Source organism: Kitasatospora sp. NPDC049285 (assembly GCF_040678815.1).
GTDB lineage: Bacteria > Actinomycetota > Actinomycetes > Streptomycetales > Streptomycetaceae > Kitasatospora.
Genome location: NZ_JBFAQR010000011.1, coordinates 76,406 through 97,118, shown reverse-complemented (window position 1 = coordinate 97,118; position 20,713 = coordinate 76,406). Strand labels below are relative to the sequence as shown.

General features: G+C 73.7%; 17 protein-coding genes. 7 read left to right on the top strand and 10 right to left on the bottom strand.

What is annotated here, in order from left to right; genetic code table 11:
• Positions 1-23 precede the first annotated feature (23 nt).
• The gene (locus tag AB0K51_RS10755) at positions 24-1,376 is read right to left on the bottom strand and encodes a hypothetical protein (RefSeq protein WP_363452828.1); all 1,353 of its coding nucleotides are present in this window, start codon (positions 1,374-1,376) and stop codon (positions 24-26) included.
• Positions 1,377-1,609: 233 nt separating this feature from the next.
• Between AB0K51_RS10755 and AB0K51_RS10750 the strand changes: the two genes are divergently transcribed.
• Positions 1,610-2,182, top strand: coding sequence for a nucleosidase (locus AB0K51_RS10750; RefSeq protein ID WP_363452826.1), 573 nt, complete (start codon positions 1,610-1,612; stop codon positions 2,180-2,182).
• Positions 2,183-2,249: 67 nt separating this feature from the next.
• Here AB0K51_RS10750 and AB0K51_RS10745 read toward each other — a convergent pair whose 3' ends face one another.
• On the bottom strand, positions 2,250-2,714 hold the full coding sequence (locus AB0K51_RS10745) for a hypothetical protein (protein ID WP_363452824.1): 465 nt from the start codon (positions 2,712-2,714) through the stop codon (positions 2,250-2,252).
• Positions 2,715-3,088: 374 nt separating this feature from the next.
• Here AB0K51_RS10745 and AB0K51_RS10740 point away from each other — a divergent pair, with 374 nt between their 5' ends.
• From AB0K51_RS10740 to AB0K51_RS10730, 3 genes are all read left to right on the top strand, one after another.
• On the top strand, positions 3,089-3,817 hold the full coding sequence (locus tag AB0K51_RS10740) for a MarR family transcriptional regulator (protein WP_363452822.1): 729 nt from the start codon (positions 3,089-3,091) through the stop codon (positions 3,815-3,817).
• Positions 3,818-3,951: 134 nt separating this feature from the next.
• Positions 3,952-4,383 (top strand): roadblock/LC7 domain-containing protein, encoded by a 432-nt coding sequence (locus tag AB0K51_RS10735; protein WP_363452820.1) that lies wholly within the window; start codon positions 3,952-3,954, stop codon positions 4,381-4,383.
• 17 nt (positions 4,384-4,400) lie between these two features.
• Positions 4,401-4,817, top strand: a complete 417-nt coding sequence (locus AB0K51_RS10730) for a hypothetical protein (protein WP_363452911.1) — start codon at positions 4,401-4,403, stop codon at positions 4,815-4,817.
• A 95-nt stretch (positions 4,818-4,912) separates the two neighbouring features.
• On the opposite strand, the gene AB0K51_RS10725 is transcribed toward AB0K51_RS10730, so the two are convergent.
• The 7 genes from AB0K51_RS10725 to AB0K51_RS10695 form a co-directional block, all read right to left on the bottom strand.
• Positions 4,913-5,938, bottom strand: a complete 1,026-nt coding sequence (locus AB0K51_RS10725) for a BadF/BadG/BcrA/BcrD ATPase family protein (protein ID WP_363452818.1) — start codon at positions 5,936-5,938, stop codon at positions 4,913-4,915.
• A gap of 59 nt (positions 5,939-5,997) precedes the next feature.
• Positions 5,998-7,287, bottom strand: a complete 1,290-nt coding sequence (locus tag AB0K51_RS10720; RefSeq protein ID WP_363452816.1) for a 6-phospho-beta-glucosidase — start codon at positions 7,285-7,287, stop codon at positions 5,998-6,000.
• Entirely contained in the window at positions 7,287-8,186 is a 900-nt protein-coding gene (locus tag AB0K51_RS10715) for a carbohydrate ABC transporter permease (RefSeq protein ID WP_363452814.1), read from the bottom strand. Before AB0K51_RS10715 ends, AB0K51_RS10720 begins: the two co-directional genes overlap by 1 nt.
• Positions 8,187-8,192: 6 nt before the next feature.
• Entirely contained in the window at positions 8,193-9,149 is a 957-nt protein-coding gene (locus AB0K51_RS10710; RefSeq protein ID WP_363452812.1) for a sugar ABC transporter permease, read from the bottom strand.
• Between the two features lie 10 nt (positions 9,150-9,159).
• Positions 9,160-10,503, bottom strand: a complete 1,344-nt coding sequence (locus tag AB0K51_RS10705) for an extracellular solute-binding protein (protein WP_363452909.1) — start codon at positions 10,501-10,503, stop codon at positions 9,160-9,162.
• Positions 10,504-10,605: 102 nt separating this feature from the next.
• Positions 10,606-11,796, bottom strand: coding sequence for an ROK family transcriptional regulator (locus tag AB0K51_RS10700; protein WP_363452810.1), 1,191 nt, complete (start codon positions 11,794-11,796; stop codon positions 10,606-10,608).
• Positions 11,797-11,949: 153 nt separating this feature from the next.
• Positions 11,950-13,023, bottom strand: coding sequence for a mechanosensitive ion channel family protein (locus tag AB0K51_RS10695; RefSeq protein WP_363452808.1), 1,074 nt, complete (start codon positions 13,021-13,023; stop codon positions 11,950-11,952).
• Positions 13,024-13,311: 288 nt separating this feature from the next.
• On the opposite strand from AB0K51_RS10695, the gene AB0K51_RS10690 reads away from it, so the two are divergent.
• Entirely contained in the window at positions 13,312-13,929 is a 618-nt protein-coding gene (locus AB0K51_RS10690; RefSeq protein WP_363452806.1) for an HNH endonuclease, read from the top strand.
• Between the two features lie 109 nt (positions 13,930-14,038).
• Here the strand turns inward: AB0K51_RS10690 and AB0K51_RS10685 are convergent, their stop codons facing one another.
• On the bottom strand, positions 14,039-17,812 hold the full coding sequence (locus tag AB0K51_RS10685) for a beta-N-acetylglucosaminidase domain-containing protein (protein WP_363452804.1): 3,774 nt from the start codon (positions 17,810-17,812) through the stop codon (positions 14,039-14,041).
• A 524-nt stretch (positions 17,813-18,336) separates the two neighbouring features.
• On the opposite strand from AB0K51_RS10685, the gene malQ reads away from it, so the two are divergent.
• Both malQ and AB0K51_RS10675 read left to right on the top strand, forming a co-directional pair.
• Positions 18,337-20,400, top strand: a complete 2,064-nt coding sequence (gene malQ, locus AB0K51_RS10680) for a 4-alpha-glucanotransferase (protein ID WP_363452907.1) — start codon at positions 18,337-18,339, stop codon at positions 20,398-20,400.
• A 21-nt stretch (positions 20,401-20,421) separates the two neighbouring features.
• Positions 20,422-20,643 carry a hypothetical protein gene (locus AB0K51_RS10675; RefSeq protein WP_363452802.1) on the top strand — a complete coding sequence of 74 codons (222 nt, stop codon included), beginning with the start codon at positions 20,422-20,424 and terminating at the stop codon, positions 20,641-20,643.
• Positions 20,644-20,713 lie beyond the last annotated feature (70 nt).

Sequence of the window (20,713 nt, the reverse complement as noted above, 5' to 3'; positions counted from 1 at the left end):
GCTCGTCCCCCTCGTCGCTCTCGTCACCGGTACTCGGCCAGTCGGCGGCCGATGCCCCGCACCGCCGCGGTCGCGGCCACCGCGGCCAGCACCCCGGCCGCCGCGGCCTGCACCACCAGCAGGTCGTCCAGTCCGCCCGCCGCGCCGCGGAACGAGGCCTGCTCGACCTGCGCGGCCCGCGCCCACTGCTCGTCGGCCGCCCGGTAGGCGCTGTCCGCGGTGTCGGCGTTGCCGGGCTTCAGGGTCAGCTGCACCGCGGCGTCGTAGTCGCCCGCCGCGTCCTGCGTGGCGGCGTTCTTGTGCAGGTCCAGCCACTGCCCGTACCAGCGGTCGGCGTCGGCCAGCGGCTTCTTCGTGCCCTCGTCCGCGGCCATCGAGAGCCGGGACTCCGAGCCGGGGATCCGTGGGGAGTCGGCGAGCTTCTTGGTCAGTTCGTCCCAGCGCTGCGTGTACTTGTCGGTGGCGCCGCGGGAGACCAGGTTGAGGGTTTCCGCGGTGTGCGCCTGCAGGGCCGCGATCCGGACCCTGTCGAGGTCGTCGAGGCGGTCCACGCCCCGGTACCGGCTGTCGTGCAGGTAGCCGTTGACCGCCAGCGTGCCGACGCCGAGCCAGCCGAACGCGAGCAGCATCGCCACCGAGGCCGCCACCAGGCCGGGGTTGAACACCCGGTTGGTGCGCCGGAACAGCACCCGCTGGTACCGGGCCAGCGCGGCCAGCGCCAGCAGGCCGGACAGCAGCGCCAGCCACGGCACCGCCCCGGCGGTGCGGTAGTCCGCGTCCAGCTGCGCCGACTCGGCGTCGACCAGCTTCTGCGCGTTCGGCAGCATGGTGTTCTGCATCAGGTCGGAGGCGTACCGCAGGTAGGCGCCGCCGAGCGGCAGGCCCTGCCGGCTGATCGCCCGGGCGGTCTCCACCAGGCCCGCGTAGCGCGGAAGTTGACCGTTCAGCTCGGTCAGCCACTGCTGCGCGGAGGCCGACGACCCGCTGCGCGCGGCGGCCTGCGAGAGCAGCCGCGAGGCGGTCGCCAGGTCGTCCTGGTAGCGCTTGCGGACCTCGGGCGTCTCGTCCCCGGCGAGCAGGAAGCCCGCCGCGGCGGTGGCGTCCGCGTCCGCCAGCGAGCGGTAGATCTCCGCCGCGTCCTGGTTGAGCGGGCCGCTGCGCGTCACCACCTGCCCGGCCGCCGCGGACCGGGTCGCGGACTGCCAGACCGCCGAGACGCCGAACAGCAGCGCCAGCAGCGCCAGGACGGCGCTCGCCGTCCGCAGCCGCCCCGGCGGGGTGGCCGCGGCGCGGCGTACCCGCCCGAGCGCGCCGCCCCCCGGCCGCACGGCCGCCGCCGTGCCCCCCTGTGCCTCGATCACCGCCGGTGTCGCCACCGTCCACCTTCCCTGGGCCGTCGTCCCCCCGTACCCGCAGTATGTCTGCCGGGTCCGACCATCACACGCGAGTTCTCCGGGAGTTGGGCTTCCGGAGACCGCTTCGTGCTCGACTTACGGTGGTGTCCTCTTACCTGGTGCTCTCGTGGTGCCGTTCGCTCGGTGGTGTCCTCGCGACCGGTGCGACGCTCCCGCGCCGCCGTGCGGTTCCCGCCGTTTGTAAGCTGGCGGTCATGCGCCTGATCGGAACCGTCGCCCCCGACCGCCCGTTGCTCGTCCTCGCGCTCCCTGAGGAGGCGGCGCACCTGGACCTGGGGCTGCCGGTGCTGCTCACCGGCATGGGCAAGGTCAACGCGGCCGCCGCGCTGGCGACCGTCCTCGGCCGGGGCGAGCGGCCCGCCGAGGTCGTCAACCTGGGCACCGCCGGCACCCTGCGGCCCGGGCTGGCCGGCACCCACGAGATCGGCCGGGTGCTCCAGCACGACCTCGACGCCGAGCTGCTCGAAGGGCTGGTCGGCCGCCCGATGGACGGCCCGATCGACCTCGCCGCGGACGGCCCGACCCTCGCCACCGGCGACCTGTTCGTCTCCGCCGAGGAGGCCCGCGCCCGCCTCGCCCGCACCGCCGACCTGGTCGACATGGAGGGCTACGCGATCGCCACCGTCGCGCGCCGGGCCGGCCTGCCGGTCCGGCTGGTCAAGCACGTCAGCGACGAGGCCGGCGAGGACGCCCACCGCAGCTGGCGGGAGTCGGTGGACGACTGCGCCCGGCTGCTCGCCGACTGGGCCCGCGACCACCTGAAGTGACGCCGGGTCCGCGAGGGCCGCACGTGCCGGACGGCCGCCCGCGGGCGGCCGTCCGGGTGACGCGGGGTCAGGCCTGCGGGGCCTGCGCCGGGTCGACCGGCTGGGCCTGGCCGGGGACGATCGCGCCGCCGGTCAGCGCCGGGACGAAGACGTCCAGCTCGTTGCGCCAGTAGCGGCCGATGTTCAGGCGGGTCGGCTTCTGCTCGCCCGGGAACTGGAAGCGCAGCGAGCTCCAGATGGTGTTCCGGCGGACGTCGCTGACCAGGGTGCGGGCCTGCTCGATCGGGATGACGTGCACGAGCTCCTTGGGCCGGTTGCTCATCCGCGCGGCGCGGTGCACCACGACGACCCGCTCGGTCAGGGTGACGAAGTAGTACTTGACGAAGAGCTGGCCGATCAGGCCGAGCTCGTTCATCAGCCACGGGCTCGGGCCCGTGATGGTGTGGAAGGTCACCACCGGGCGGTCGTTCGGCTCGATCGCGGCGATCGCCGCGGCGACCTGCTCCTGCATGGTGGACTTGAGGATCGCCATCTGGCGTCGGCTCCCGGTCTCCAGGCGCACGCCCCCGTTCGGACGCGCTGTGAGCGCGGGACACTAGCGGTACCGCGGCACGCCGTTCAACGGACAGAACGGGCATCTGACGCAGTGGGGCCGGATGTTCACCCAACCGATATCAGCCACGTGTTTGGGTGCGCACGGTGCCAGGTTCGAGCGGAAATCGTTGTCGAGCGGGCGGATTCGACCACCTTCTTGCGTCAATCACCTTTTATGACAGGTGACTTGACGGTGCGTCAGGACGGTCACTTGGATGAGTGAACAGCCCGCCGCGCACGGTCATTCGGCATATGCCACCGTGCGGTCGCGCGCCTCGCCCCTCCCCACCGCTGACCGGAATCGGCAGGCCCTTGACCGGACTCGAGTCACTCGAACAGCACCGCGCGCCGACCGGCGCCGGGTCGATCCACCTGCTCGGGGAGCCGGGCGCGGTCTTCCACCTCGCCCGCGGCCGGATCCTCGGGGTCGAGAGCTTCGGCGCCCCCGGCGTCGACACGCTGCTGCTGCGCACCGGCCGCACCGCCGAACTCCTCGGCCCCGCCGGGCTCCAGGCGGTCTGCCTGAGCGCGCTGCACGACGCCGCCTTCGCGACCGCGGCCGGCCGGGTCACCGCCACCCGCTGGGAGCCGCGCGACCCCGACGACCTGCCCTGGCCGTGCGCCTACGCCGAGGTCGAACCGTACGAGGTGGTCACCGAGGCCCGCCGCCGGCTGGCCGCGCTGGCCGGCCTGCGGGCGCCCGTCTCACCCGACGGTGACCGGGTGGTCAGCACCCTCACCCCCTGGGAGGCCGCCCGCCACCCGGTCGCCGGCCAGCGCGAGCTGCTGCGGCACGCGGACGGCGCCACCACCGCCCGCGACCTCGCCTTCATCCTCGGCCGCGGCCTCTACCAGGTGACCGTGGAGCTCTCCCGGCTGCGCGAACAGGGCCTCGTCGTCATCGCCTCCACCACCACCCGCGCCCGGCTCTACACCTCGCTGGAACCGCGCCGCCCCGACCAGCACGCCGCCCTGCCGCCCGCGCCGCCGCCGACCACCGCCGGGCAACTGCCCCGCCGCCGACCGCCGCGCCCCGCCTGACCGGCGACCGCGCCGCCGCGCCGACCACACCGCCGCGCCCCGCCTGACCGGCGACCGCGCCGACCACCCCCGCCTGCCCGCCCGTCCCGGCCGTGGGCACCCGCACACCCGCACGACCGAAGGAGCCCTCCCTCGTGCCCCGAGAAGCACTTCGCACCGAACTCCAGCTGCTGCGCCACGCGCTGCCCGGCGTCACCGACAGCGCGATCGCCGCCGTGGACGGCTTCGTGGTCGCCGCCGACACCGGCCCCGACGCCGAGCCCGCCCTGCTGTCGGCGATGGCCGCCGCCACGCTCAGCCTGGCCCGGCGCACCGCGGAGGTCACCGGCCGCGGCGAGCTCGGCCACGTGCTCACCGACTGCGCCGACGGGCGCCTGGTGGTCTACGCGATCCAGAGCACCGCGCTGCTGCTGGTCGTCGGGGACCGCCGCCTCGATCTGGACCGCCTCAACCGGCAGGCGGCCATCACCGTGAACCGGGTCGGCGCGCAGATGCGCGGCCAGGTCCACGGCTTCGCCACCGACAGCACCGCCACCACCGACCCGAAGGGGAGCCCCGTCCGATGAGCCCTCAGCACGGCAGCATGTCCGAGCGCACCGCCGCCCTCGTCAAACACCTGCGCGAGGACGTGCCCGAGTGCCTCGCCGCCGGAATCATCGACATGTCCACCGGCATGCTGCTCAACGTCGAGACGGTGGACTCGCACCCCAGCGAGGTGCTCGACCTGCTGGCGGCGGCGACCCTGGACCTGTTCCAGGGCCGCAACGTCGTCATGATCGAGAACATCTTCAAGGAACGCCGGGGCGTGGTCTCCGACCGGCACTACTTCCAGGAGATCCTGGTCAACAGCGACAACCTGGCCCACCTCTTCCTGCGGATCGGTCAGGAGAGCGGCGGCGAGCAGGAGATGGTCGCCGTGGTGGTGTGCCGCAAGTCCGTCAACGTCGGCATGCTGCTCGCCCAGACCCGACGGGTCGTCAAGGAGCACGGCCGGATCTGACGGCGGGCCGGAGCGGGGAATGCCGCCGGCGGAGCAGGCGAGGTGTGCGGTGCCTCGGGTGCTCCGCCGGCGGCGGCCTCGGGGGTGGCGGGCCGTCAGGCGGCCACCGGGTGATGGGTGGGGTAGGCGTCGCGGAGGCGGCGCTGGGTGGGGAGGTCGGCGCCGAGGTGGTCGAGCCCGAGCAGGGCGGCGCCGAGGACCGGCGGGGCGATGACCACGCGGGGTTCGGCGAGCGGGGCGGTCGCGGCCAGGCGCGCGGTCACGTTGTCGAGCAGCAGCGGGTGACGGGCGGCGAGGACGCCGCCGCCGAGCACCACCGGAACGGGCTGCTCCAGCAGGCCGAGCCGGGTCAGCGCGACGGTGGCGAAGCGGACGATCTCGTCGGCCTGACGGTCGATCACCTCCAGCGCGATCGGGTCCCCGGCCTCGCCGGCGGCGAACAGCACGTGCGAGACCTCGTGCAGCCGGGCCGGGTCGAGCTGGCCGAGGTGCATGGCCTCGGCGACGGCGTTGGCCCCGGCCAGGCCGAAGTGGGCGCCGATCATGGCGGAGAGCAGGGTCGGCTCGCCGCGGCCGTCCTCGGCCCGGGCGGCGAGCCACATCGCCTCGGTGGCGAGTCCGGCGCCGCCGCCCCAGTCGCCGGTGAGCGAGCCGAGGGCGGGCCAGCGCGCGGTGCGGCCGTCGGGGCGCAGGCCGACGCAGTTGATGCCGGCGCCGCAGACCACCGCGACGCCCAGCGGGCCGTCGGTGCCGGCCCGCAGCAGGCCGAAGGTGTCGTTGGCGACGTGGGTGCTGGTGGCCCAGCCGTGGGCGGCGAGCGCGGTCTGGAGCTGCTTCTCCTCGATCGGGAGGTCGGCGTTGGCCAGGCAGGCGCTGAGGTGGCTGGTGAGCGGCGCGGCGCCGGGCCGGGCGTCGAGCCCGGCCTGCTCGGCGATCGAGGCGACCAGTGGGGCGAACGCGGCGACCGCGTGCTCGGGGCTGGTCCGCTGCGGCTGGAAGCCGCCGCCGCGGGCCGAGCCGAGCACCCGGCCGTCGGCGCTGACCAGCGCGATGTCGGTCTTGCTGTTGCCGGCGTCGATGGCGAGGACGCCGGGCTGCTGTTCGGACTGCTGGTGGCTCATTCGGCCGGTCCCCCCACGGTGGAGCCTGGTTGTGGCGCGGTGATGCTGGGTCATGTGGTTCATGCCCAGGCGAGGTGGTCGCGGTTGTGCGCGATCAGCCGGTCGGTGAGCTGCTCGGCGAGTTCGAGCTGGCCGACCAGCGGGTGGGCGAGCAGCGCGTCGAACACCCGGTCGCGGCCGCCGCGCAGGGCGGCGTCGAGGGCGAGCTGCTCGTACGCGGTGACGCCCGCGATCAGGCCGGCGTACAGCGGCTCGACCGGGCGCTGCGGCAGCGGGCGCACCCCGTTCGCGTCGACCTCGGCGGGGACCTCGATGACGGCGTCGTCGGGCAGGAAGGGCAGCACGCCGTCGTTGCGGGTGTTGACCACCTGGACGGTGGTGCGGCCGTCGGTGCCGAGCAGCGAGGCGATCAGCTGGACGGCGGCCTCGGAGTAGAACGCGCCGCCGCGCTTGCCCAGCAACTCGGGCTTGGTGTCCAGGGTCGGGTCGGCGTACATCTCCAGCAGCTGCCGCTCGATCGCGGCGACCTCGGCGGCCCGGGAGCCCTTGACCTTGAGCTCCTCCACCACCACGTCGTGCTGGTAGAAGTAGCGCAGGTAGTAGGAGGGCACGACGCCGAGCCGACGGACCACCGGGAGCGGCAGGTGCAGGTCGGCGGCGATCTCCTCGCCGTGCGCGGCGAGCAGCTCGGGCAGCACCTCGCGGCCGGTGGCGGCGCCGGGGGCGTCGAGCAGGGTGACGCCGCGCTCCCAGGTGAGGTGGTTCAGGCCGACGTGGTCGAGGCGGACCAGCTCCGGGTCGACGCCGAGGTGGGCGGCGAACTTGCGCTGGAAGCCGATCGCCACGTTGCACAGGCCGACGGCCTTGTGGCCGGCGGTCTGCAGGGCGCGGGTGACGATGCCGACCGGGTTGGTGAAGTCGACGATCCACGCGTCCGGGTTGGCGCGGCGGACCTGCTCGGCGATGTCCAGCACCACCGGGACGGTGCGCAGCGCCTTGGCGAGGCCGCCGGCGCCGGTGGTCTCCTGGCCGACGCAGCCGCACTCCAGCGGCCAGGTCTCGTCCTGGTTGCGGGCGGCCTGCCCGCCGACCCGCAGCTGCAGCAGGACGGCGTCGACGCCCTGCACGCCCGCGGTGACGTCGGTGGCGGTGCTGACGGTGGCCGGGTGTCCCTGCTTGGCGAAGATCCGGCGGGCGAGTCCGGCGATCAGCTCCAGGCGGTCCACCGCCGGGTCGATCAGCACCAGTTCGCCGATCGGCAGGGTGTCGCGCAGCCGTGCGAAGCCGTCGATCAGCTCCGGCGTGTACGTGGAACCGCCGCCGACGATTGCCAACTTGAGTGCGGACATCAGCCCTTGACCCCTGTCAGTGTGACGCCCTCGATGAAGGCGCGTTGTGCGAAGAAGAACAGAACGATCACCGGTGCCATCACCAGCAGGGTGGCTGCCATGGTGAGGTTCCAGTTGGTGTGGTGGGCGCCCTTGAAGGACTCCAGGCCGTAGCTGAGGGTCCAGGCGCCCGGGTTCTCGCTGGAGTAGATCTGCGGGCCGAAGTAGTCGTTCCAGCAGTAGAAGAACTGGAACAGCGCGACCGCGGCGATGGCCGGCTTGGCCATCGGCAGGACCACCCGCAGCAGGGTGCGCAGTTCGCCGCAGCCGTCGATCCGGGCGGCCTCCATGTACTCCTTGGGGATGGTCAGGAGGAACTGGCGCAGCAGGAAGATCGTGAAGGCGTCGCCGAACGCCATCGGGATGATCAGCGGCCACAGCGAACCGGTCAGGTGCAGCTGCTTGGCCCAGAACAGGTACATCGGGATGACGGTGACCTGCGGCGGCAGCATCATCATCGACACCACGGCCATCAGCGCCAGGTTGCGGCCGCGGAAGCGGAACTTGGCCAGCGCGTACGCCACCGGGAGGCTGGAGACGATGGTCAGCAGGGTGCCGGCGCCCGCGTACAGCAGGGTGTTGCGCCACCAGGTGAGGAAGCCGGGGGTGCTCCAGACCTTCCCGAAGTTCGACCACTGCCACTGGTGCGGCCACATGTCGGAGGTGAGCGCCTGCTGGTCGGTCATCACCGAGGTGAGGAAGACGAAGACGAACGGCAGCAGGAAGAACAGCGCGGCGGCGATGGCCAGCGAGTGCACCGCCACCCAGTTGAGCAGTTCGCGGCGGCGGGCGGTGCGGGCGGCGGCGGAGGAGACGGTTCCGGCGCCCTTGCGCGGGAGTGCGGAGGAGGCGAGGGTCACGGGGGCTCAGTCCTCCGTCATGAAGCCGGACTTGCGCCGCAGCAGGATCGAGGTGAAGGCCATCGAGATGGCGAACAGGATGACGGCGACGACGCAGGCCGAGCCGGTGTCGAAGCGCTGGAAGCCGAGGTTGTAGACCATCTGCGGCAGCGTCCAGGTGGAGCCGTGCGGGTAGCCGGGCTCGAACTGCTGGCCGGAGCCGCCGATCACGCCGGAGGCGACCTTCCCGGCGACGATCGCCTGGGTGTAGTACTGCATGGTCTGGATCACGCCGGTGACGACGGCGAACATGACGATCGGCGAGATGCTCGGCAGGGTGACGTAGCGGAAGCGCTGGAACGGTCCGGCGCCGTCGAGTTCGGCGGCCTCGTACTGCTCGGTCGGGACGTCCAGCAGCGCCGCCATGAAGATCACCATCAGGTCGCCGATGCCCCACATCGCCAGCAGGGTCAGGGCGGGCTTGGACCATGACGGGTCGGTGAACCAGCCGGGCTGCGGCAGGCCGAACTCGCCCAGCAGGTGGTTGACCGGCCCGGTGCCCGGGTTGAGCAGGAAGGCGAAGGCCATCGTGGCGGCCACCGGCGGGGCCAGGTACGGCAGGTAGAAGGCGGTGCGGAAGAAGCCCGCGCCGGACTTCACCTTGGTGATCAGCAGTCCGATGCCGAGGCCGAACACCACCCGCAGGGTGACCATCACGACCACCAGCCACAGGGTGTTGCCCAGGCCCTTCCAGAAGAACGGGTACTTGGTGAAGACGTAGTCCCAGTTCTTCAGCCCGGTGAAGGTCGGCGGCGCGAAGCCGTCGTACTTCATGAAGGAGAAGTAGACCGTCGACACCAGCGGGTACAGGAAGAAGACGCAGAACCCGATCAGCCAGGGCGACAGGAAGGCCAGGGTGCGGGCCCGCTCCCGCCGGCGCTTGCTGCGAAGCGCCGGCGGGACGGTGGAGCTCAGAAGTGCCATGGTGCGCCGGTCACTTCGCCTGGTTGACGGCGTCGTCGATCTCCTTGGCGGTGGCCGCGAGGCCCGCCTTGAGATCGGTCTGCTTGCCGGACTCGACGTCGTAGCTCAGGTTCTGCAGGGACACCTGGTACGCACCGCCGTTGATGCTCGCCGGGGTGGTCGAGGAGTTCGGGTTCTTCGCGATGTCGATGAACGTCCTGAAGTTGGCGTCGGCGTCCAGCTTCGGCGAGTTGAGCGCGGCGACGGTGGACGGCACGTTGTGGATCGCGTTGGCGAAGGAGACCACCGCGTCGGTGTCGGTGGTCAGGTACTTGACCAGCTCCCAGGCCGCGCTCTGCTTCTTCGAGCCGTTGGCGACGCCGACGATGGTGCCGGTCTGGTAGCCGCGGCCGTAGGTGGCGGCCTGGTCGTCCGGCACCGGGAACGGCGCGGTGGCCCACTCGAAGGCCGGCTTGTCGTCGGCCAGCGAGGCGGTGCGCCACTCGCCGTCCAGGCTCATCGCCACCTGGCCGGTGGTGAACGGGTTCTTGGCGCTGAACTCGTCGCCGAAGCCGGTGCGGAACTTCTCCAGCTTGTCGAAGCCGCCGAGCTTGTCGACCATCGACTTCTGCCAGGTCAGCGCGGCCGTCACGGTCGGGTCGCCGGCGATGTTCGACTTGCCGTCGGCGCCGAAGTAGCCGGTGCCGTACTGGCCGAGGTAGTGCGCTATGGCGGTCTCGTAGCCGTGGTAGTTCGGCATGAAGCCGAGCTGCTTGTACGAGTCGCCGTCGGCGACGGTGAGCTTCTGCGCGTCCTCGGCGAACTCGCTGAAGGTCTTCGGAGGGGCGGTGATGCCGGCCGCCGCGAAGGCGGTCTTGTTGTAGTACAGGCCGTAGGCGTCGCCGAGCAGCGGCAGCGAGCACTGGTTGCCCTGGTACTGGCTGTACTTGAGCATCGCGGCGGGGAAGGTCTTGGCCGCGTCGATGCCGTCCTTCTTGAGCATCGGGCCCAGGTCCGCCCAGACGTGCGAGGAGCAGAACTTGCCGACGTTGTCGGTGGTGAACGAGGACACCACGTCCGGCGCGTCCGGGCCGCCGGCACGCAGCGCCTGCTCGCTCTTGTCGTCGGCGATGTTGCCGACCACCTTGACGTGGATGTTCGGGTGGGCCTTCTCGAACGCGGCGATGTTGTCGTTGATCGCCTTCACCTCGTTGTCCTGGCTCCAGCCGTGCCAGAAGGTGATGGTGACGTCCTTGCCGGCCGCCGAACCGTCGTCGCCGCCACCGGAGTTGGTGCCGGTGCAGGCGGTGGCCAGCAGGCCCAGACAGGCCAGGGTGGTGACGGCGGCGAGCGGGCGGCGCGATCTGCGGGTGATGTCCACGGGAAGGCTCTCCTTGCGAGGGTTCGGGGCCGCCGGGTATGGCCCGGCGGCTCCGGTGCGGGGGATGGGGGCGAGCGTTGTGGTGCGGACCGAGGGTCAATGGGTGCTGAACAGGGTGTCCCGGGCGGTGGCGAGGGCGCGTTGCAGCGCACCGGTCAGGACGGGGGAGCCGGGGACGGTGGACTGCCGCACCTCCGGCCGGGGGATCGAGATCCGGCCCAGGGCCTCCTGGACCAGTTCCCGCAGGCGCTCTCCGCCGGCGGTCGGGGTGCCGCCGGAGAGCACCAGCAGTTCGGGGTCGACCACCGAGGTGATCACCGCCAGCCCGACCGCCAGCCGTTCGGCCAGCTCGGCCAGGAAGGCCTCACCCTGCGGGGCGTCCAGGGCGGCGGCCACCGCCTCGGTCGCGGTGGCGCCGCCCAGTCCGTGCTTGCGGGCGAGCGCCAGCACGGCCGGTTCGCCGGCCAGGTCCTGGAAACCGCCGGAGTCCTTGCGGCGCGGGTCGCCGGAGACCGGGGCGCCGGGCACCGGCATGTAGCCGACCTCGCCCGCGCCGCCGGTGAAGCCGCGGTGCAGTCGTCCGGCGATCACGATCGCCGCACCGATGCCCTCCTCGGCCCACAGCAGCACGAAGTCCTCGCAGCCCCGGGCGGCGCCGTCGGCCTGCTCGGCCACCGCGGCCAGGTTGACGTCGTTCTCGATCGACACCGGCGCGCCGATCGCCTCGGTCAGCTCCGCCACCAGTCGCGGCGAGTGCCAGCCGGGCAGGTGCGAGGCGTACCGGAGCTTGCCGCTGACCGGGTCGAGCGCGCCGCCGATGCCGATCACCACGTCGCTCAGGCCGTCCGGGTCGACCTGCGCCCGGCGGGCGGTCTCGGCGACCGCGGCGGCGACCCGCTCGACGGTGCCGGCAGCCGGCCAGCCCTTGGTGGAGACACGGTGCTCGGCCAGCGTGACGCCGGTGATGTCGGCGACCGCGATCCGGATCGAGGTGCTGGTGACGTCCAGTCCCGCGACGTGTCCGGCGGCCGGGTTGACCTGGTACAGCTGCGCGTTCGGCCCGGGGCCGCCGGCCGTGGTGCCGACCGGGATCACCAGGCCGGCCGCCTCCAGGCGGGCCAGCAGCTGGGACGCGGTGGGCTTGGACAGCCCGGTGAGGCTGCCGATCTGGGTGCGGGAGAGCGGACCGTTGGCGAGCAGCAGCTCCAGCGCGGCCCGGTCGTTGATCGCGCGCAGCAGGCTGGGGGTGCCCGCCAGGGGAGCGCGGGGGGTCTTCTGGGTGGTCACAGCCCGATCCTCCTCTCCGTACGGTGTCGCGGCCAACTGTTAGGAAAGTTTCCAATCGTCGGATCGTGATGTCAACGGGCGGATGCCGACTCGTTACCGGGAAAAACGGAGAACCCCGCACGGGGCGGGGTTCTCCGGGGGCCTGCGGGGGCGTTACTCGCCGAGTTGGACCGGGATCGGCTTGGTCGCCAGCGAGCGCAGCGAGGCCGGGTCGGACAGGGCCGACGGGGGCAGCATCTCGGGGGCGGCGGGCTGTGCGGGCGCCGCCGCGGCGGCCTCCTCCTTGAGCTTCACCCCGGCCACGTCGAACGCGGCCTTCAGGCGCAACCGCAGCGCCCGGGCCACCTGCGGCGCCGAGCCCGGCGCGCAGCGCGCCTCGACCCGCAGGTGCACCGAGTCCACCGCCACCGACTCCACGCCCAGCACCTTGACCCGGCCCCACACCAGCTCGTCGTAGGGGGCCTCCTTGGCCAGCTGCTCGGCGGTCTCCGCGATCAGCGCCTCGATCCGCTCCAGGTCCTCCTTGTAGCCCACCTGGACGTCCACCGCGGCGGTCGCCCAGCCCTGGCTCATGTTGGCGATCCGCTTCACCTCGCCGTTGCGGATGTACCAGATCTCACCGTTCGCGCCGCGCAGCTTGGTCACCCGCAGGCCGACCTCCAGCACCGTGCCGGTGGCCACCCCGGTGTCGATCTCGTCGCCGACGCCGTACTGGTCCTCCATGATCATGAAGACCCCGGAGAGGAAGTCGGTGACCAGGTTGCGGGCGCCGAAGCCGATCGCCACGCCGGCCACGCCGGCGCTGGCCAGCAGCGGCGCGAGGTCCACGCCCAGCACCGACAGCGCCATCAGCGCGGCGGTGCCCAGGATGGTGAACGAGGAGACCGAGCGCAGCACCGAGCCGATCGCCTCGGACCGCTGCTGGCGGCGCTCGGTGTTGACCACGCCGCTGTTGGCGAGCAGTCCGCCGAGCATCCCGTGGTCGGTCTCCGGCTCGGCCGGCCGGCCCATCCGCTCGACCAGCTTGTCGATCACCTTGCGGACCACCGCGCGGAGCACCAGTGCCAGCAGCAGCACGAAGACGATCCGCAGGCCGTTCACCAGCCAGCCCTGCCAGTTGTCGTCCAGCCAGCCGGCCGCCTGCCGGGTGGTGTCGGTCACCTCGGCGGCGCTGGTGGGCAGCGAGAAGGTCGGCGGCGCGGTGCTGGGGGTGGTATCGGCGAGCATCGACCCACTGTATCGAGCGCCGTCACCCGGCCGGAGGGGGCGTCAGACCGCTTCCGGCCACTGTCTGCGGCCCCATCCGCACCGTACGTGCAGGACGGCCCCGAGCTGGGCATACCGGCTATGACGGAACGCACACGATCACCACACGCGCGCGGCCCGTTCACGGAGAAATGGTGGCGTCGAACGACGACGTAAGGCGACACTGAGGGAGATCGCGCCCCGCACAGGGCGCGTTCGCCCCGCTCGACTCGGCGCGAGCCACGCGCCGCAGGCGTCCAAGGAGGCCCCGTGCCGCATGTCCTTGTCCTCAACGCGTCGTACGAGCCACTCGGAGTCGTCTCGATGCGACGCGCCCTCATCCTCGTTCTCAGTCACAAGGCGATCGCCCTGGAGGATGCGGGTACCACTCTGCACAGCGCCACCAGCGCCGTTCCGGCGCCTTCCGTCGTCAAACTGACCCGATTCGTACGGGTCCCCTACCGAGGCCCCGTGCCGCTCACCCGGCGCGCGCTGTTCGCCCGAGACCACGGGCGGTGCGTGTACTGCGGGGCCGCAGCCACCAGTGTCGACCACGTCATCCCGCGCAGTCGGGGCGGCCAGCACCGGTGGGACAACGTGGTGGCGGCCTGTCGCCGCTGCAACCACACCAAGGCCGACCGGCACCTCGCCGACCTCGGCTGGCGGATGAAGCGCCCCCCGGCCGCCCCCAGCGGCCTGGCCTGGCGGGTCATCGGCACCGGGATCAAGGATCCGCGCTGGCGGCCCTACCTGGAGCCGTACGGCGGCCTCGACCAGTTCCGGGACTTCGAGCACCACGACCATACCGACCTGCCGAGCGCGCTCCCGGCCCCGGTCCGCACCCATCCCGTCCGCCGCGGCGAGCAGCACGCTCCGCTCTCCGCCTGATCAGACAAGGGCCTGCCCGACAAACACTCGGTACGCCTCATGGGCCGCCGGCGCCCCCCGCAACGGGGAGTGTCGGCGGCCCGCCGTGTGCGGGGCACCGGCCGTGCGGCTACGGGGCGCCGACGGCGTACAGCTCCACGCCGGACAGCGAGTAGCCGTACCGGGTGGCCCGGCTGACGCCCTGGACGCGCAGGTACTGGGTGCCCGGGGCGTCGAAGCGCAGGGTCTCGGTGCCGCCCTGGCCGTTCTCGACCACCGCGACGGGGGTCCACACCAGGCCGTCGGGGGAGGTCTCCACCCGGTAGGCGCTGGCGTACGCGTCCTGCCAGTGCAGCACCGCCGAGCCGAGGCGCACCGGCTGCGGCAGCCGCAGCTGCACCCAGGCGTCGTCCCGGGCGGGCGCGGTCCACGCGGTCCGCGGGTCGTTGTCGGCGACCGCCCGGGCGGGCGTCTTCGCGCTGTCGTCGCCGGAGGAGGTGGCGGTCGCGGACGGCGCCAGGTCGGGGCCGCCGGTCGGCGGGACCACGTGCACCTGCAGCACCTGGCGCACCGTCAGCCCGCCCGCGGTGAACACCAGCGGCACCTGGTAGGTGCCGGACGGCGTGTCGGCGGCCGCGGTGACCAGCACCGGGGCGCCCACCTTCCCGCCGCGCGGCACGCTCACCGCCGGGACCGGAGCCACCGTCAGACCCCTGGCCACCAGCGGGACCTCGGCCTTCAGCTCGCCGGTCAGCCCGTCCGGGCGGCCGGACTCGACGGTCGCCCGGGTCTGCGCCGGGGCGGGCGCGCCCGCGACCACGTCCAGGGTGGCGTCGGCCAGCGTCATCCGGGCGGCCGGCAGGTCCGCGTACCAGGGGATCACCTGGTTGACCACCGGTGCCTCGCTGCCCGGCTGCCAGACCAGCCGGATCGCCTCCACCGGCTGCCCGTTCGCCCGCAGCTCGTTGTAGCCGGGCCGGACCGGGCCGAGGTCCACCCACGTGCCGTCCGGGCGGCGCACCTGGGCGATCGCCTCGGCGCGCACGGTCGGGTCGGTGAGCACGGTCAGCCGGTCCAGCGGGCGGGCCGCGCCGAGCTCCACGGTGAGCGGCTCGTCGCCCGGCGCGGGCGGGGCGGCCGCCCGGAACGCCGAGTCCGGGTCGCCGTTCAGCACCGCCTGCGCGGAGGAGCCCGGCGCGGCGGGCGGACCGCTGACCGCGGCGGCCGTGGCGTCCGGCGCGGCCGCCGTGAACTCCCGCACCGCGACGGCGGTCTGCTGCGCACCGGTGACGCGCAGCCGTACCGCCTTGGCCACCGCGCCCGCCGGGGCGGTCACCGTCACCGCGCGCTGCTCGTGCACCTTGGCCAGCTGCTGCCAGCCGCCGGAGCCGCTGAAGTACTCCAGCACCCCGTCGTGCAGGTAGTCGTCGGCCGCCGACCCGGCGTCCGGGCCGTCGCCCCAGGACCCCATCAGCACCGTCACGGTGCCCAGCGGCTTCGGGGTGCCCAGGTCCAGGCCGAAGCTGTCACCGACCTGCGGCATGGACGAGGACCAGTAGAAGGTGTCCGCGGCGCCGTCGGTCATCAGGGTCGGCACGTGGTCGTGCGCGGTGCCCAGGGTGGTGGTCGGGGCGGCCGCGCCGACGATGCCCGACCAGGTGTCGGCGGCCTTCTCCGCCCGGTCCAGGAACGGGTCCAGCACGCCCTTGCCGACCGTCACCGGGTTGGCCGCCAGCACCTGGCGCTGCCGGCCCAGCTCCAGCCGGGCCTGCCAGGCCGCGGTGCCGTCGCCGCCGCGCTGCGCGAGGAGCATGTCCACCGCCGCCCGGCCCGCCGAGCCGTACGCCGACAGCCGGTCCAGCCACGGCGCCGCGTCCGCGGCCACCGGGTCGCCCGCCAGCGTGGCCGGCGCGTCCGTCATCACCGCGAACGCGTCCCGCAGCGGCTGCGCCGCCTCGCGCAGCTTCACCGGATCGGCGGACGCCCCCGAGGTCGGCTCCAGCGCCGCCCAGAACCGCTCCAGCAGCGGCGCCAGGTACGCCGACTCCTTGCCGCCCAGCGGCGAGGACGCGCTGTTGCCCGCGAGCGCGGCCAGCGCCGCCTGCTGCGCCGGGCCGCCGCTGAGCGCGTGCAGCGCCGCCGCCAGCGAACTCTCCGGCTGGTAGCCCTCCGGCTGCCAGCCGAAGTCCGCGGCGGTGGCCAGCGGGATCCGCGAGGCCACCGGCTGGCTCATCGCCGAGGTCAGCAGCATCGCCGAGTGCTGCGCCACCGCGGCGTCCCGCCCGCCGTAGCCGCCGAGGAACAGCCGGTCGGGCGCCGAGTCGTTCACCGGGTAGTTGTCCAAGGTCACCAGTGGGCGGCTGAACAGCGCGGCGGTGTCGGCGAGTTGATCGCCCGTCACCTGCTTCGGGATCACCGCGCCGCCGCTCCACACCACCTGCACGCCGCTCGGCAGCGCCGCGGCCAGCGCCGACCGGTACGGCGTCGCGCCCTGCTTCTGGTACTCCGTCGGCACCACCGACAGCGGCGGCAGCTCCGGGTGCCCCGCCAGCAGCCGCTGCTGCACCGCTGCGACCAGCCCCGCCTGCGCCTTCGCCGCCGCCACCGGACCGGTGCCGAACTTCCGCTTGTCGCCGCCGCAGTGCCACTCGTCGTAGCTGACGTCCAGGAACTCCAGCTGGAACGCCCGGAACCCGAGCTGCCGCAGGCCCTCCAGCTTCGCCACCAGGGCGTCCACGTCCTTGCCCGAGGAGAAGCAGAACGACTGCCCCGGGTCGATCGCGTACCCCAGCGTCACGTGGTTCGCCCGGGCCCGCGCCGCCAGCGCCGCCAACTCCCGCTGCCGCTCCTCCGGGTACGCCTCGCGCCAGCGCTGGGTGCGGTACGGGTCGCCGCCCGGCGCGTACAGGAAGAAGTTCTGCTTGGTGCGGCCCAGGAAGTCGACCTCCGCCAGCCGCTGCGCCGCGCTCCACGGCGCGCCGTAGAACGACTCCGCGGTGCCGCGCACCGGCGCCCCGCTCGGCCAGTCCCGCACCAGCACCCCGGGGAAGCCCCGGTCGCCCTCCGCGCCCTGGCCCTGGCCCGGTCCGACCGGCGCCAGCAACTGCCGCAGGCTCTGCGCCGCGTAGAACGTGCCCGCGCCGTCCACCCCGGCCAGCACCACGGCGCCGTACTGCCCGCCGGCCGGCGCCGGGAGCTGACCCGCCGTCAGCAGGTAGCCGCCCGGCGGCAGCCCGTCGAGTCCCGGCACCTCGGTGTCCGGCAGCCCGGCCGCCTGCACCAGCAGCCGCAGCGCCCGGTCGGTCGGACCGCCCGCGCCCTCGCGCGGACCGCCGACGTACACCACCAGCTCGCCCGCGGCGGGCTGCTCCGGCGCCTCCGGGGCGGTGACCACGTCGGTCGCGCCCGCCGCCGTGAGCAGCGCCCGGACGGCGTCCACGGCCGGGCCGTCGGCGCCGTCCGCCAGCACCACGGTGACCCGGTGCGGGACGTTCACCGGCTTGCCGGCGGTGCGCAACTGCTGCGGACGCGGGAAGAGCCGGGGCTCGGTCAGCGAGCCCAGCGGGGCCGGTGCCGGCGCGTCCTGGGGGTCGTTCACGCCCGCCGAGACCGCGCGCAGATCGCCGGCGCCCGGCTCCGCCGCGTACCCCGGCGCGGAGACCAGCAGCCCGCCGACCACGGCCGCCGCCGACAGCGTCGCCGCCAGCTTCAGGGTGCTGCTCCGGCGTCCCGAGCGGCGCTCCGCCCGCACCGACGCCAGCAGCGGCGGCGTGCCCTTGAAGTCCGCGATGAAGCGGTCCGCCGCGCGCGGTGCTATCTGACGGGCCGTCCGGGCGGCCGTCCGCCGCGCCGCCAGCGCCGCGGGGTGGGACAACACCTCGCGCAGCGCCGTACTCTGCTCCATCTGCTGCCGCAGCCGACGCCCCGCAACCACCGACACCCGCGCCTGCACCGGAGCCTCCTCGCCGCCCGAAACGCCCAGCTCACCGGCCCCCCGCCAGCCCAGCCCAGCCCCCCTGCGCCACCCGGCGCGCCCAGCCCACCAGCTACCCGCGTCCCTGTCAACGCCCCTGACAGGTATGCCCGATATGGCCCGATAACCCCACCGCACCCCGTCGGCCCCCGGTCGACTCCCCGCCCCGCCGCGTTCACCCTCGTCACACCGCCCCCACCTGTCGTCCGGCGGGCCCGCCGGCAACGCGGCGGCGCGGCGTTCACCCGTATCGGGGCGCGGGTGGGCCGTGTCGGTCGGGGTCGGGGGGTGGTGGCGCGGGTAGGACTGTGGCTGTTGGCGTTTGGGCGTCTGAGGACGGAGTGCGCTGGGTGGCCGCATACCTTGACCGGGAGCAGGCGGGGGTCGAGCTGGTGCCGGCGGAGGACAATCCGCCGGCCGCGCCGGAGTTGGTGGCGCTGGCGCACGCGTACGGGGTGGACACCGCGTACGACGCGGGGGCCGGGCCGGTGCAGGTCGGGGCGGACACCCTGGTCGCGGTGCTCGGGGCGCTCGGGGTCGAGGCGGGCACGCCGGAGCTGGCCGCGCAGGCCCTGGAGCGGCACCGCGCGCAGATCGCCGAGCGGCTGCTGCCCCCGACCGTGGTGGCCTGGCAGGGACGCCGCACCGCGCTCGACCTGCCGGCCGACGCCGAGGTGCGGCTGGAGCTGGAGGACGGCGGCGTCTGGGAGCTGACGGAGGGCCACGAGCACGCGCACTGGCTGCCGGAGGACCTGCCGCTCGGCCGACACACGCTGCACGCGCGGGCGGGGGAGCGCGCGGCCCGGGCCACGGTGATCGTCGCCCCGCCGCGCATCCCCGAACCGCAGCAGCGCAGTTGGGGCTTCCTGGCGCAGCTGTACTCGGTGCTCAGCGACCACTCCTGGGGCATGGGCGACCTCGCCGATCTGGCCGAACTCGCCCAGTGGGCGGGCGCCGAGCACGGCGCGGGCTTCCTGCAGATCAACCCGCTGCACGCCGGCCTGCCCGGCGTCCCCTCCGACCCCTCGCCCTACCGCCCCTCCTCGCGCCGCTTCGCCGACCCGGTGCACCTGCGGATCGAGGCCGTCCCGGAGTACACCCGGCACGAGGACGCCCACGATCTCGCCCGCCGCGCACGGCAGTTGCGGGAGGAGGTGCTGGCGCACGACGGCCTGATCGACCGCGACTCGGTCTGGTCGCTGAAGCGCCAGGCACTCGACCTGCTGCACACCGTGCCGCGCGGCGCCGGACGGGAGGCCGCGTACCGGGCGTTCGTCCGGCGCGAGGGCGAGTGGCTGGAGCGGTACGCCACCTGGTGCGCGCTGGCGGAGGAGCACGGCAGCGGCTGGCACTCCTGGCCGAAGGGCCTGCGGCACCCCACCAACCCCCAGGTCGCGGCGGCCAAGGCCGAGTTGGCGGACCGGATCGAGTTCCACCGCTGGCTGGCCTGGCTGGTCGACGAGCAACTGCACGCCGCGCAGCGCGCCGCCGAGGACGCCGGGATGCCGATCGGCCTGATCCACGACCTCGCGGTGGGCGTCCACCCCGACGGCGCCGACGCCTGGGCCCTGCAGGACGTCCTCGCGGGCGGCATCTCCACCGGCGCCCCGCCGGACGCCTTCAACGCACACGGCCAGGACTGGGGCCTGCCCCCCTGGCGCCCCGACGCGCTCGCCGAGGCCGGTTACGCCCCGTACGCCGAACTGCTGCGCGGCGCCGCCCGGCACGCCGGAGCGATCCGGATCGACCACGTGATGGGCCTGTTCCGACTCTGGTGGGTGCCGCAGGGCGCCCGCCCCACCCAGGGCACCTACGTGCGCTACGACGCCGAGGCGATGCTGGCCGTCCTCGCGCTGGAGGCGCACCGGGCCGGTACCGCGGTGATCGGCGAGGACCTCGGCACGGTGGAGCCCGGCGTCCGCGAGCGGCTCGCCGAACACGGGATCATGGGCACCTCGGTGCTCTGGTTCGAACGGGACTGGCACGCGGGCGGCGCCATTCTCCCGCCCGAGCGCTGGCGGGCCGGATGCCTCGCCACCCTGACCACCCACGACCTGCCCAGCACCGCCGCCCGACTCAGCGGCGAACACGTCGAGCTGCGCCACCACCTCGGCCTGCTGGCCCGCCCGCTGGCCGAGGAACAGGCCGCGGCGGACCGCGAACTCACCGACTGGCAAGAGGAGTTGACCAGGCTCGGGCTGCTCGCCGAGGGCGAGAAGACCACGCCGGAGGCGCTGTACGCCTTCCTGCTGGCCACGCCCGCGAAGCTGGTCGGCGTGTGGCTGCCCGACACGGTCGGCGACCCGCGACCGCAGAACCTGCCCGGCACGTGGGACCAGTACCCGAACTGGCGCCTCCCCGTCGCCGACTCCACCGGCACCCCGCGCACCCTCGACCAGGTGGCCGCATCCCCCGGCGCCGCCGCCATCGCCGCGACGCTGGCCCCGCTGGCCGCCCCCGCGGACGACCCGTCAGCGGGACACGCCGGAAGGCGCACCCCGCTGAGCGATGCGGGGTAGGGGGCCGGTACCTTGGGGAACGTGGACAAGAGGAACGCAATGCGCGCCGGTGCGGTCACCGCGACGGCCACGCTGATGATGGTGATGACGTCGCCCGCGATGGCACTGACGCGCGACGACGGCGACGACCCGGGCACCAGCCTGAGCGTCGGCGCGACCCTGGGGCTGTTCGTTTTCCTGCCGATCTTCGCCTTCCTGGTGATCGCGGGCCTGTGCATGCTTCCGGGCAGCAAGAAGAAGTAGCAGCGCACCCAGAGCCAGTTGCAACACCCAGGGCTCTGGGGGTACCTCCCGGCCCCCCTTGGGGCTGGGG